General features: G+C 60.7%; 13 protein-coding genes. 7 read left to right on the forward strand and 6 right to left on the reverse strand.

What is annotated here, in order from left to right; genetic code table 11:
* Positions 1-127: 127 nt before the first annotated feature.
* Positions 128-757 carry a glutathione transferase GstA gene (gstA, locus tag CCGE525_RS17160; RefSeq protein ID WP_120705331.1) on the forward strand — a complete coding sequence of 210 codons (630 nt, stop codon included), beginning with the start codon at positions 128-130 and terminating at the stop codon, positions 755-757.
* A gap of 115 nt (positions 758-872) precedes the next feature.
* Here gstA and rpmE read toward each other — a convergent pair whose 3' ends face one another.
* Positions 873-1,094 carry a 50S ribosomal protein L31 gene (gene rpmE / locus CCGE525_RS17165; protein WP_120705332.1) on the reverse strand — a complete coding sequence of 74 codons (222 nt, stop codon included), beginning with the start codon at positions 1,092-1,094 and terminating at the stop codon, positions 873-875.
* A 175-nt stretch (positions 1,095-1,269) separates the two neighbouring features.
* Here rpmE and CCGE525_RS17170 point away from each other — a divergent pair, with 175 nt between their 5' ends.
* From CCGE525_RS17170 to CCGE525_RS17185, 4 genes are all read left to right on the forward strand, one after another.
* On the forward strand, positions 1,270-3,087 hold the full coding sequence (locus CCGE525_RS17170; RefSeq protein ID WP_425375903.1) for an ABC transporter transmembrane domain-containing protein: 1,818 nt from the start codon (positions 1,270-1,272) through the stop codon (positions 3,085-3,087).
* Positions 3,088-3,195: 108 nt separating this feature from the next.
* Complete coding sequence (locus CCGE525_RS17175; protein WP_120705333.1) at positions 3,196-3,378, forward strand: YegP family protein; 183 nt, start codon at positions 3,196-3,198, stop codon at positions 3,376-3,378.
* Between the two features lie 251 nt (positions 3,379-3,629).
* The gene (locus CCGE525_RS17180) at positions 3,630-3,968 is read left to right on the forward strand and encodes a YciI family protein (protein WP_120705334.1); all 339 of its coding nucleotides are present in this window, start codon (positions 3,630-3,632) and stop codon (positions 3,966-3,968) included.
* Positions 3,969-3,975: 7 nt separating this feature from the next.
* Entirely contained in the window at positions 3,976-5,223 is a 1,248-nt protein-coding gene (locus tag CCGE525_RS17185; RefSeq protein ID WP_120705335.1) for an RNA polymerase sigma factor, read from the forward strand.
* A gap of 3 nt (positions 5,224-5,226) precedes the next feature.
* On the opposite strand, the gene CCGE525_RS17190 is transcribed toward CCGE525_RS17185, so the two are convergent.
* The 3 genes from CCGE525_RS17190 to CCGE525_RS17200 form a co-directional block, all read right to left on the reverse strand.
* The gene (locus tag CCGE525_RS17190) at positions 5,227-6,258 is read right to left on the reverse strand and encodes a peptidoglycan -binding protein (protein ID WP_120705336.1); all 1,032 of its coding nucleotides are present in this window, start codon (positions 6,256-6,258) and stop codon (positions 5,227-5,229) included.
* 3 nt (positions 6,259-6,261) lie between these two features.
* Positions 6,262-7,311 (reverse strand): flagellar motor protein MotA, encoded by a 1,050-nt coding sequence (locus CCGE525_RS17195; RefSeq protein WP_120705337.1) that lies wholly within the window; start codon positions 7,309-7,311, stop codon positions 6,262-6,264.
* Between the two features lie 134 nt (positions 7,312-7,445).
* Positions 7,446-8,246: an inositol monophosphatase family protein gene (locus tag CCGE525_RS17200; RefSeq protein WP_120705338.1), complete on the reverse strand. Its 801-nt coding sequence runs from the start codon at positions 8,244-8,246 to the stop codon at positions 7,446-7,448.
* A gap of 243 nt (positions 8,247-8,489) precedes the next feature.
* Between CCGE525_RS17200 and CCGE525_RS17205 the strand changes: the two genes are divergently transcribed.
* Positions 8,490-9,068: a TetR/AcrR family transcriptional regulator gene (locus CCGE525_RS17205; RefSeq protein ID WP_120705339.1), complete on the forward strand. Its 579-nt coding sequence runs from the start codon at positions 8,490-8,492 to the stop codon at positions 9,066-9,068.
* A gap of 76 nt (positions 9,069-9,144) precedes the next feature.
* Positions 9,145-9,879: a 3-oxoacyl-ACP reductase family protein gene (locus CCGE525_RS17210; protein WP_120705340.1), complete on the forward strand. Its 735-nt coding sequence runs from the start codon at positions 9,145-9,147 to the stop codon at positions 9,877-9,879.
* Between the two features lie 65 nt (positions 9,880-9,944).
* On the opposite strand, the gene CCGE525_RS17215 is transcribed toward CCGE525_RS17210, so the two are convergent.
* Both CCGE525_RS17215 and CCGE525_RS17220 read right to left on the reverse strand, forming a co-directional pair.
* On the reverse strand, positions 9,945-11,036 hold the full coding sequence (locus CCGE525_RS17215) for a protein-glutamate methylesterase/protein-glutamine glutaminase (RefSeq protein WP_120705341.1): 1,092 nt from the start codon (positions 11,034-11,036) through the stop codon (positions 9,945-9,947).
* Between the two features lie 11 nt (positions 11,037-11,047).
* Positions 11,048-11,905, reverse strand: a complete 858-nt coding sequence (locus CCGE525_RS17220) for a CheR family methyltransferase (protein WP_120705342.1) — start codon at positions 11,903-11,905, stop codon at positions 11,048-11,050.
* Position 11,906 lies beyond the last annotated feature (1 nt).

Below are 11,906 nucleotides of genomic sequence, written 5' to 3' on the forward strand. Positions count from 1 at the left end.
AAGTATATTTTTGTACCTAGATGTCAAACTATTGCCTTCTTACTTTTTTAGACCGACCCGGCTACATGGCGCGAAGCCGCCTTTCCGCGTGAAGGGAGGTAATCGAAATCCGCTGTGGAGATTGCAAATGAAGCTTTATTACATGCCCGCCAGCTGCTCCCTTTCCCCTCACATCGTCATCAATGAGCTTGGTCTTGATGTAACGTTGCTCAAAGTCGATCACGGCAAGCACATGATCGAAGGCGGCGGTGACTACTACGACGTCAATCCTCTTGGTTATGTTCCTGTCCTTGAGCTGGACAACGGAACGAGGCTGCACGAGGGGCCGGTGATCGTGCAGTATCTGGCCGACCTTAGGCCGGAACTCGGCTTGGCCCCGCCAAATGGCACGATGGAACGTTATCGCTTACAGGAGTGGCTCAGTTTCCTGACATCGGAGATTCACAAGGGCTTCATCCCGCTTCTATACGCGAGGCTGGCAAGCAAATACGTGGAGACCGCTACGCCGAAACTTGAGAAGCGCTACGCCTGGATAGACGGGCAACTTTCCGGGCGCGATTTCCTAATGGGCGACACCTTCACCGTGGCCGACGCATACCTGTTCGCGCTTACCGGCTGGGGTCAGGCAGGTTGGCTGAAGTCCTACTACAAAGCAGACATCCATTTTGATCAGCTACACAACCTGAAAGCCTGGTATGGCCGAGTACGTGAGCGCGATGCGGTCAAGGAGGCTCTTCGAGCAGAGGGCCTGGATTAGCCCTGAAATTCGCGGCAACGGTATGCCGTTTCTTATTTGGTGGCATTTTCTACCGAAGAGACAACAAAAAAGCCCGGCAAAACCGGGCTTTCCAAAACACCAGATCGCGAAGCGATTAGATGCCGAGGCCGCCGAAGCGCTTGTTGAACTTGGAAACGCGGCCGCCGCGGTCTACGAGCTGCTGATTGCCGCCCGTCCAGGCCGGATGAGACTTGCTGTCGATTTCGAGGTTCATGACGGCGCCTTCCGAACCCCAGGTCGAGCGGGTTTCGTATTCGGTGCCGTCGGTCATGACCACCTTGATGGTGTGGTAGTCGGGATGGATGTTGGCCTTCATAACAATCTTCCTGTCATGCCAGGGTCCATTTGTCGCAAGCCATTGCGGCAACCGAACCGATTGAATAAATGAAGCCGCAGTCCGATTGAGGCCACGGCTTCCAATTAAGATGGCGTGCCTATACATGAAGGCAGCAAGGATAACAAGGGGCGAAAGCGCGAAGTCCCTTGCTGATATGGGGATTGGAGACGACTTGTCAGAGACGGGCCAGGCAGACGACACAAAACGCAGATCCATTCGGCCGCTTCTGCGATTGACACCCTATCTCAGGCGTTATCGCAGCATGGTGTTGGGCGCGCTGATCGCTCTGGTGGCTGCCGCCGTCACCTCCCTCGCCTTGCCACTTGCCGTCCGGCGCATGATCGACCACGGCTTCGATCAATCCGATCGCGGTCTTATCGACAGCTATTTCGCCGCGATTATGGTCATGGCCGTCATCCTCGCGGTCGCGAGCGCGATGCGCTATTATTTTGTCATCACCATCGGCGAGCGCATCGTCTCGGATATGCGCCGCGAAGTGTTCGACCATGTGACGCGGCTGTCGCCTTCCTTCTTTGATGTCAATCAGTCCGGCGAGATCGTTTCGCGGCTGACGGCCGACACGACACAGATCAAGTCCGCCGTCGGCGCGACGGCGTCGGTGGCGTTGCGCAATCTCATCCTCTGTCTCGGCGCCGTGGTCATGATGATCGTCACCAGCCCGAAGCTGTCGAGCATCGTGCTGATCGCCATTCCGATCATCGTGCTGCCGCTCGTCAGCTTCGGCCGCTCGGTGCGCAAGCGCTCGCGCGCCGCACAGGACACACTCGCCAATGCGTCAGCCTATGCCAATGAAACCATCGCCGCCAGCCGCACCATACAAGCCTATAACGGCGAAGATGCTGCAGCACAGCGTTATGGCGCCGCGGTCGAGGATGCATATCAAGCCGCGCGCGCCGCCATCAAATCCCGCTCGCTGCTGACCGGCTTTGCCATCACCATGGTGTTCGGCAGCATCGTCGCCGTGCTCTGGGTCGGTGCACAGAACGTGCTCGCCGGCACGATGTCGGCGGGGACACTCGGTCAGTTCCTCCTTTACTCCGTGATCGCCGGATCGTCGCTCGGTTCGCTGTCGGAAGTCTGGGGCGAGCTATCGCAAGCTGCCGGCGCGGCCGACCGCCTGGGCGAATTGCTTGCTGAGGTATCGCCGATCGCCGCTCCGGCCAATCCTCTGCTCTTGCCGCCGCCGCAGGGTCGTGTGGAATTCTCTGATGTCCACTTCTTCTACCCGTCACGGCCCGGCAGATCTGCGCTGCATGGGCTCTCCTTCTCGGTTGAGCCGGGTGAGACGGTTGCGATCGTGGGAGCATCAGGCGCCGGCAAAAGCACCATCTTTTCGCTGCTGCTCCGCTTCTATGATCCGCAGAAGGGTCGCGTCGCCATGGATGGCGTCGATGCGCGCGATGTCCTGCCGGACGCCCTGCGCGAGCGCATCGCCATCGTGCCGCAGGACACCACGATCTTTGCCGCTTCCATCCATGACAACATCGCGTTCGGGCGCCCGGACGCCTCCCGTGACGAAGTCTATGCGGCCGCCATCGCCGCACAGGCGGACGAATTCATCTCGCGCCTGGAGAAGGGATACGATACCCAGGTCGGCGAGCGCGGCGTCACTCTTTCCGGCGGTCAGCGCCAACGCATCGCCATTGCTCGCGCCATCCTGAAGAATGCGCCGATCCTGCTGCTCGACGAGGCGACCTCCGCCCTCGATGCCGAGAGCGAAACCCTCGTTCAGAAGGCGCTGGAAGGCTTGATGGAAACGCGCACCACCCTCGTCATCGCCCATCGACTGGCGACCGTGCTGAAGGCCGACCGTATCTTGGTCCTCGATCAGGGCCGCATCGTCGAAGAAGGAACGCATCAGAGCCTGATCCATCACGGCGGCATCTACGCCAAGCTGGCACGCCTGCAATTCGACGCAGGCATCGAGGGCCGTATGCTTGCCGTCAAATAGCGACGGATTGATCAAGGTGAGCCGAATACTACAGGTGGAAATAGCACTAAAGTTGCGCTAGATTTTTCGCGTCATCTCGCGCTGATGCGATTCTAGGAGACGGGAACCATGTATAAATTTGAAGTCTACAAGGACAAGGCTGGCGAATTCCGCTTCCGGTTCAAGGCCTCGAACGGCGAAACCATGTTTGCCTCCGAAGGCTATAAGGCGAAGGCTTCGGCCCTCCATGCCATTGAATCGATCAAGTCCCATGTCGGCGGCGCCACCATCGACGACCAGACCAGCGCCTAAGACTTCGCGTCGAGCGTCTGCTATTCAGTCTTCGACAGCCGGCCGCCTTCGGGCGCGCCGGCTGTTTTGATTTAATCGTCGAAAATTTTGAAAAATCTGCGCCGGTCTGTCGAAATCGGCCCGGCTCACGGCTCATTGTATCGGAACGGCATGAAGCCGCTTCGCCGGCGGCGTTGCACATTTTAGTATTTGCTCCTTAGATGCAGCGTCCCGTCCGGATTACCGTCAACAAATCCAGCAGGAGTTATCCCATGCAGTATGCATTGATCATCCGTGAATCGGCCGAGGATTTTAAGCGGCGCGAGGACCCCGCCTATAAGAACGGCTGGATCGCTTATACGCAGGCGCTCGTCCAGGCCGGCATCATGACCGGCGGCGCCGGATTGACGCCCCCGGAAACCGCAACGGTCGTCCGCCGCCGCGGCGAAGACCACGATGTGCAGGACGGTCCCTTCCCGGAAGGCAAGGAACAGCTCGGCGGTTTCTATCTGATCGACGTGCCAAATCTCGACGCAGCGCTGGAGTGGGCCGTGCGCGTGCCGGTCTCCCAACATGGCTCCGTCGAAGTGCGGCCACGCCTGCAAATGTGAGATAGCTATGAATCCTGACGTTGGGGGCGCCACCGAGCGGGTGGCGCGCCAATCCTACGGTAAATTGATCGCCTTTCTCGCAGCGCGCTCGGGCGATGTCCCGTCCTCAGAGGACGCGCTGTCCGAGGCGCTGGCGACCGCCCTGAACGTTTGGCCGGAACGCGGCATTCCCGACAATCCCGAGGCCTGGCTATTGGTCACGGCGCGGCGAAATCTTTATGGCGCCGCAAGGCACGCAAACGTCAGAGCCGCCGCCCGCGATACGATCACACTCGCTTTCGAGGAGGCTGAGGAGCGCATGAATGCGGGCGACCCAACGTTCCCTGACGAGCGGCTGAAGCTGCTGTTCACCTGCACCCATCCGGCCATCGACCGGTCCGTGCACACGCCGCTGATGTTGCAGACGGTTCTCGGCATTGACGCCAGGACCATATCGCAAGCTTTCATTGTTTCACCGGAGACCATGAGCCAGCGGCTGGTTCGGGCAAAGACCAAGATTCGCGAGGCGCATATTCCCTTTGCGGTCCCCGACCGCTCCGTGCTGCCGGAACGCCTGACCAGCGTGCTCTCGGCGATCTATGCTGCCTACGGCCTTGGCTGGGACGGGCTGGATGGTGAAGACGGCAAGCGCAACTCCTTGGCGGACGAAGCCATCTGGCTCGGCCGCGCTCTGCTTGCCACCATGCCGCAGGAGCCGGAGGCGATGGGATTGCTATCTCTGATGCTTTACTGCGAAGCCCGCCATACCGCCCGCCGGAACGCAGATGGCCACTATGTGCCGCTCGACGAACAGAATACCACTCTCTGGAACGCCATCATGATCGCCGAAGCTGACGGCCTGCTGCGGCAAGCGGGCACTTTCGATCGCTTCGGCCCGTTCCAGTGCCAGGCAGCGATCCAGTCCGTCCATGCCGAGCGGCGGCGCTCCGGAGCTACTGACTGGACGGCGCTCGCAATGCTCTATGACGCACTTGTGCTGATGAAACCAACCGTCGGCGCCCGCGTCAGCCAAGCCGCCGTTATCGGCCGGGCGCAAGGGGCGACCGCCGGACTACATCACCTGAACCAGATGGCCGAGGGCGATATCGTCAGCTATCAGCCCTATTGGGCCGTTCGCGCCCATCTGCTGGTGGGAACCGGAGAAACGAAGGGCGCCATCATGGCTTATCGCACGGCGATCGGGCTCAGTGATAGCTCCGCCATCCGCAATTTCCTGCAGGAGCGCCTCGATACCCTTCTAGCCGATCGAAGCTGACGATTATTTCTCCGTCAGCTTCAGCTCGATGCGGCGATTAGCGGCGCGGGCTTCCGGCGCATCGCCGGGAGCGAGCGGCTGGAACTCGCCGAATCCGGCAGCGACGAGCCGGTCTGCGGGCACGCCATGGGCAATCAGGAACTTGACGACGGCAATGGCACGAGCCGACGATAGCGCCCAATTGTCAGGATAGCGGCCTGTGCCAGAGAGCGGTACGTTGTCCGTGTGACCGTCGACACGCAGGACCCAATTGATCTCAGGCGGAATTTCCTTGGAAAGATCGATCAGTGCGGCGGCAAGCTTGGCCATCTCCGTCTGACCGTCCGGATTGAGATCGGCGGAGCCGGAGGGGAACAGCACTTCCGACTGGAAGACGAAGCGGTCGCCGACGATGCGGATATTGTCGCGGTCGGAGAGAATTTCGCGCAACCGCCCGAAGAAGTCGGAACGATAACGGTTGAGCTCCTGCACGCGCTGCGCCAGCGCCACATTCAGCCGCCGGCCGAGATCGGCGATCTTTACCTGCGATGTCTGATCCTTCTCCTCCGACGCCTGCAAGGCAGCCTCGACGGCAGCGATCTGGCTGCGGAGCGCGGCAATCTGCTGGTTGAGAAGATCGACCTGGCTCAGCGCGCGGGCGCTCGCCTGCTTCTGCTCGTCAAGCTGCTGCGTAAGCGTCCCGACCCGCTGTTGCGCGGCCTGATTACTACCGGAACCGGCATCGAGCAGCGACTGTAGGCGCGAGCGTTCGCCCTCTGCCATCGAAAGCGACGCTTGCAGATTGGCGACGGAATCCTCCAGATCCTGCTTGCCGCTCTTTTCGAGCGCCAATGCCTGCGTCAATTCGTTGATCTGGCTGTTGAGGCGATTCAGCACCTCATCGCGGCCAGATATTTCGCGGCTCAGGATGAACTGTCCGACGACAAACACCGTCAGCAAGAACATGATCGCCATCAAAAGCGTGGAGAGCGCATCGACGAATCCCGGCCAATAATCGACCGTTCTCTTGTGGCGGCTGTTTCGTGCGAGCGCCATGATTTACTTGCTCCCGGTCTTCTCGGTGTGGCTGATGCGGTCGGCTAGACGGTCGAGTGTCCGCCGCATCGACTTCGCCTCTTCCTGCTGTGCCTCGATCCAGTCTCGGAGCATCTGCTGTTCGTTGCGCATGTTCTTGACGAGGCCCTGGATGCCTTCGGCCAGGTTTGCCATTGCCGTCACGGAGCGCTGACCGCCGCCGCCTTCTTCCGCGATCTTGCGCAGATAATCCGAAAGCACGCGCACATCCTCGGAGGATGCGCCGTTGGCGCCTTCGATGACGGGAGTAATATCCGAGCCGACATCGGTGACGGAGGAAAGCCAGTTTTCCAGCTCGGTATAGAAACGGTTCTGCGCACGGCCGGCCTGCAGGTCGAGAAAACCGAGGATCAGCGAGCCGGAGAGGCCGAGCAGTGAGGACGAGAATGCCGTACCCATGCCGACCAGCGGGCCGGACAGGCCAGTCTTCAATGCGCCAAGAATGTCGCCGGTGTCGCCGGAACCGACATCGAGGCTCTGGATGACGTCGTTGATCGAGCCGATCGTGCCGATCAGACCCCAGAATGTGCCGAGCAGGCCGAGGAAGACGAGCAGACCGATGAGATAGCGCGAAGTGTCGCGCGACTCGTCGAGGCGGGTGGCGATGGAATCGAGGATCGAGCGTAAGGTCGCAGTCGATAACTGCATGCCGCGACGGTTGCCGATCAGCGCCCGCATCGGCGCCAGAAGCCGCGGATTGCGCCCGACCTTGTCGGCGGCATTGCCGACCGCGCGGAAATGGTTGAACCAGCGGACTTCCGGCCTGAGCATCAGGACGTGATTGAAGACCAGCAGAATGCCGACGGCCAGAACGCCAAGGATCAGGCCATTGAGGCCGGGATTGTGCAGGAAGGCGACTTGAGCCTGGCGAAACAGGATCGCTACTATAAACCCGACGATGACTAGGAAAAGGATCATCGTCCAAAAGAAGGCCATTGGGCTGGAGAGCTTGTACGTGTAGTTGGCCGACACATTGTCGGTCGAACCCAGATCCCCCAGATTTACATTTTCCATTGCACGCTTAGCCTCCGGATTTTCCGTAGCCGGAGACTAGAGCAACATTGTGCCGAATTGAAGAGACGGAAAACACAAAACAGACCATTGGCAACAGCCTGTTTCGCCGCACGGCGATTGACGAAAGACGATCCTTATTTCGTCGGGATCGGCCGCTTGACGACCTCGGCCAGCGCCTTTTGAATATGCTCGTTGCCGCAGATGATCGAGCTGGTGCCGAGCATATCGGTGCCGCCGTTGAAATCCGAGACGAAGCCACCGGCTTCGCGTACCAGCAGAATACCGGCCGCCATGTCCCAAGGCGACAGGCCCACTTCCCAGAAGCCATCGAAACGGCCGGCGGCGACATAGGCGAGATCGAGCGCTGCAGAACCAATACGGCGGATGCCGGCGACTTCGCCCATGACATGGCGCAGCTCCACCAGGAATTTGCCGTGATTGCCGCGACCAAGATGCGGAACACCGCAGCCGATAACGCAGTCCGACAGCACGCGGCGCGAGGCAACGCGCAGACGGCGATCGTTGAGGAAGGCGCCACCGCCGCGCTCGGCAGTATAGAGCTCGTCCGTCGCCGGATTGAAAACGACGGCGCCGACGATTTCGCCATTGCGCTCCAATGCGATCGACACCGAGAACATCGGAATGCCGTGCAGGAAGTTGGTCGTGCCGTCGAGCGGATCGACGATCCAGCGATGCGCGCCGTCGGTGCCCTTGATTTCTTCGCTCTCTTCGCCGAGGAAGCCGTAGGTCGGCCGTGCCTTCAGCAGCTCGTCATGAATGATCTTCTGCGCCTTGAGATCGGCCTGGCTGACGAAATCGCCCGGTCCTTTCACCGAAACCTGCAGGTTCTGCACCTCGCCGAAATCGCGGCTGAGCGACTTGCCTGCCTTGAGGGCAGCCTGAACCATGACATTGAGAAGAGCAGAACGGGCCATCGGGCTTCCTTGGGTAATACAGGAGGCGCTGGCCGGACCCGAAAACAGGCCCCGGCGGAGCGGGATCGGCAGCGCATTAAAGATTGGCGGCCTCAAGACCACAAAATCGGGGGAATTTCAAGTACGGCGAGCCGGAAGGCCCGGTTTTCTCGTCAAGCCGAGGTGCCGGTGTACTTCCCACCTCTTTCAAAGCCGCCAGAGATTTTTCTGGACTAATCAGTCCGGAATCACTACAAAGCCCATATGGCACGACATAAGGAATTCGATCGCGACGAGGCGCTGGGCGCCGCCATCCGGGTCTTCTCCGACCATGGATACGAAGGCACGTCGACGGATGACCTGCTGAAGGCCATGAAGATCAGCCGACAGAGCATGTATGACACCTTCGGCGACAAGCGCAGCCTCTATCTCGAAGCGCTTAGACGGTACAATGCCGACAGCCTCGCCAGCATCCTGGCGGACCTTAAGGGAGACCGTTCGGCATGTCAGGGGATTGAAGCCGCGCTCGTCGCCTTTGCGGCCCGTCCAGCGAGTGAGGCGAGCCGCTGTTGCCTTGGCGTCAGCGCCATCTGCGAATTCGGCCGCGCCGATGCCGAGGTCGCAACGCTGACCGACGAAGCCTCCCGTATCCTTGCCTCCTCACTCGAAAGCGTCATCAAGGCCGGTATCGGCAGCGGCGATTTCGCCGCCGATCTCGACGTCACGAGTGCCGTCTATTTTCTCGGCGCCACGCTCTCCGGCATGAAAGTCAGCGCCCGCAACGGCGCCTCCCCCGCAACCCTCACCGCCATCGCCCACATGGCCCTCAAAAGCTTGAGCTGAAACCATCAGCGGCTTCCTCCATTTTGGCATGCACAATTCTAGATCGAACAGTCCAAAAATAAAGAAAGGAAATATCGTGTCCCAACCCTTCACCAACAAGGTTGCCCTCGTCACCGGCGGCTCGCGCAGCATCGGGGCCGCCATCGTCCGTCGGCTGAGCGCCGATGGCGTCAAGGTGGCCTTCACCTATTCGGCCTCGCCGGACAATGCGGAAGCCCTGATGCGTGATCTCAAAGCTGCCGGCGGCGCGGTGACCGCCATCAAAGCAGACAGCGCCGATCCGGACGCCGTGCGCGCCGCCGTCACAAGGACCGTTGAGCAGTTCGGCGGCCTCGATATATTGGTCAACAATGCCGGCATCCTGATCCGCGAAACGGTCGACAACTACGATCTCGCCGATTTCGACCGCATGTTCGCCGTCAACGTCCGTGCTGTCTTCGTTGCCGCGCAGGCTGCTATCAAACACATGAGTGAGGGCGGCCGTGTCATTACCATTGGCAGCGTCGTCGCGGACCGCAGTGGTTTTCCGGGCGCCTCCGTCTATAGCGCCACAAAGGGTGCCGTTGCCGCCATGACTCGCGGCCTCGCCCGCGATTTGAGCCCGCGCGGCATCACCGTCAACACCATCCAACCCGGTCCGACCTTAAGCGGCATGACGGTCGATGCGGGAGAAATGTTGAAGCCGCTCCTGCCTGTCGGCCGGCTCGGCAAGGACACGGAAATCGCCGCCTTGGTCGCCTATCTCTGCAGCCCGGAGGCCGCCTTCGTCACCGGCTCGGCGCTTACGATCGACGGTGGTTACCTGGCTTAGTTCCCTGTTCGAGCATGATCTTGTCCGGAGCTTTCCGCTTCGCGGCTCTTCGGCCCGGATCATGCTCAGAATTTCTGCTGCGCCATCAATATCTCGCGGGCGATCTGTTCGAGCGGCACGACGCGATCGACGCCACCACGGGCGATTGCCTCCTTCGGCATGCCGAAAACGACGGAGGTCGCCTCGTCCTGGGCAACCGTGTAGGCACCGGCCTGTTTCATCTCGAACATGCCGCGCGCGCCGTCATCGCCCATGCCGGTCATGATGACACCCATGGCATTCGATCCGGCCGCCCGTGCCGCCGAGCGGAAAAGCACGTCAACGGAAGGCCGGTGGCGCGACACCAGCGGCCCGGTTTTGACGGCCACATGGTAACGCGCACCCTGCCGCTCCAGCAGCATGTGGTTGTCGCCGGGGGCGATCAGCACGTGGCCGCGCAATACCGGATCGCCATCGGCCGCTTCCTTCACTTCCACTTCGCAGAGGCTGTTCAGCCGCTTGGCGAAGGCGGCGGTAAACTTCTCCGGCATATGCTGGACGATGACCATGCCCGGCGCATTGGCTGGCAGCGCCTCCAGCATCTCGCGCAGCGCCTCGGTGCCGCCTGTCGAGGCGCCGACGCAGACCACCATCTCCGTCGTCTTCGCCATGGCGCGGCCGGTCGGCGGCGGTAGCATGGCGTCGGCCGTCAGCTTCTTGGCTGGTCCCGAAGCGGCTGCCGAGCGCGCCTCGGCCCGCCGGACACTCGGCAGCCTGGCATGCGACGCACTCTTGACTACCTCGCGGATGCGCATCGCCTCGTCAGCCAGATAATCGGCAGCGCCGATCCGTGGCTTCTGGATGATATCCACGGCGCCGGCTTCCAATGCCTGCAGCAAAGTCTCAGAACCCGCCTCCGTCAGCGACGAGCACATGACGACGGGGATTGGCCGCTGCGACATCAGCTTGCGCAGAAACGTGATACCGTCCATGCGCGGCATCTCGACATCCAGCGTGATGACGTCGGGTATCTCCTCCTGGATCTTGCGGGCGGCCATGAAGGGATCGGTCGCTACCCCCATCACCTCGATTTCGGGGTCGTCCGACAGCAATGCGGCGAGCGTCTGACGCACGCTGGCCGAGTCGTCGATGATCAGGACACGGATTTTCTTTGGCATGATGACCTGCCTTAGAGTCGCTGGAAGACCGTGTTGGAAACCTGTTTCAGCGGCAAGTCGAAGCCGGTGATCGATTCCGAGTGGCCGATGAACATATAGCCGCCGGACACCAGACAATCGCACAAACGCGAAAGGACGCCGGCTTGCGTCTGCTTGTCGAAATAGATGAGGACGTTGCGGCAGAAGATGAGGTGCATGGCATCGCCCACCTGATATTTCTCATCCATCAGATTCATCCGGCCGAAGGCGATCTTCGAGCGCAGCCGCGGCGTAATGCGCACCTCGCGCTTGCCCGGCACTTTGGCGGTCATCACATATTTGCGCTTCAGGTCGGCAGGAACCGGCAATACCATGTCTTCCATGTAGATACCGTTCCTGGCCGATTGCAAAACGTCGGTGCTGAGATCGGTCGCCAGGATCGCATAATCGTTTCCGCCTTCGCTTTCGGAGAATTCCTCCATCACCATCGCCATGGAATAAGGTTCAGCCCCGGTCGAGCAGGCGGCACTCCAGGCGCGCAGGCGGCGATGGCCGGCGCGCGTCAGCGCCGGCAGGGCCACAGCCTGCATGAAATCGAAGTGTTTGGCCTCGCGGAAGAAATCGGTCTTGTTGGTCGTCACCGCATCGATGAGATAGACCGATTCCTGTTCGAGGCCGCCATGATTGAACAGAAAGTCGCAGTAGTCGTCGAAGGATGTGATGCTGGTGGCGCGCAGGCGGCGGCGCAGCCGCCCTTCCAGCATCGTCAGCTTTGTCGACGGCATCTTGATGCCGCTGTAATCATAGATGAAACGCGCCAGCTTCTCGAAATTCCGCTTACTGATGCGGTCACTGATGCTTTGACTTTCCTGAACGGCAGCAGTTCCCATT

The sequence above is a fragment of the Rhizobium jaguaris genome, assembly GCF_003627755.1.
Lineage (GTDB): Bacteria > Pseudomonadota > Alphaproteobacteria > Rhizobiales > Rhizobiaceae > Rhizobium > Rhizobium jaguaris.

Excerpts from the sequence above, each read along its gene's own strand:
- gstA (WP_120705331.1), top strand. The coding sequence starts at position 128 with ATGAAGCTTTATTACATGCCCGCCAGCTGCTCCCTTTCCCCTCACATC.
- rpmE (WP_120705332.1), bottom strand. The coding sequence starts at position 1,094 with ATGAAGGCCAACATCCATCCCGACTACCACACCATCAAGGTGGTCATG.
- CCGE525_RS17170 (WP_425375903.1), top strand. The coding sequence starts at position 1,270 with ATGGGGATTGGAGACGACTTGTCAGAGACGGGCCAGGCAGACGACACA.
- CCGE525_RS17175 (WP_120705333.1), top strand. The coding sequence starts at position 3,196 with ATGTATAAATTTGAAGTCTACAAGGACAAGGCTGGCGAATTCCGCTTC.
- CCGE525_RS17180 (WP_120705334.1), top strand. The coding sequence starts at position 3,630 with ATGCAGTATGCATTGATCATCCGTGAATCGGCCGAGGATTTTAAGCGG.
- CCGE525_RS17185 (WP_120705335.1), top strand. The coding sequence starts at position 3,976 with ATGAATCCTGACGTTGGGGGCGCCACCGAGCGGGTGGCGCGCCAATCC.
- CCGE525_RS17190 (WP_120705336.1), bottom strand. The coding sequence starts at position 6,258 with ATGGCGCTCGCACGAAACAGCCGCCACAAGAGAACGGTCGATTATTGG.
- CCGE525_RS17195 (WP_120705337.1), bottom strand. The coding sequence starts at position 7,311 with ATGGAAAATGTAAATCTGGGGGATCTGGGTTCGACCGACAATGTGTCG.
- CCGE525_RS17200 (WP_120705338.1), bottom strand. The coding sequence starts at position 8,246 with ATGGCCCGTTCTGCTCTTCTCAATGTCATGGTTCAGGCTGCCCTCAAG.
- CCGE525_RS17205 (WP_120705339.1), top strand. The coding sequence starts at position 8,490 with ATGGCACGACATAAGGAATTCGATCGCGACGAGGCGCTGGGCGCCGCC.
- CCGE525_RS17215 (WP_120705341.1), bottom strand. The coding sequence starts at position 11,036 with ATGCCAAAGAAAATCCGTGTCCTGATCATCGACGACTCGGCCAGCGTG.
- CCGE525_RS17220 (WP_120705342.1), bottom strand. The coding sequence starts at position 11,905 with ATGGGAACTGCTGCCGTTCAGGAAAGTCAAAGCATCAGTGACCGCATC.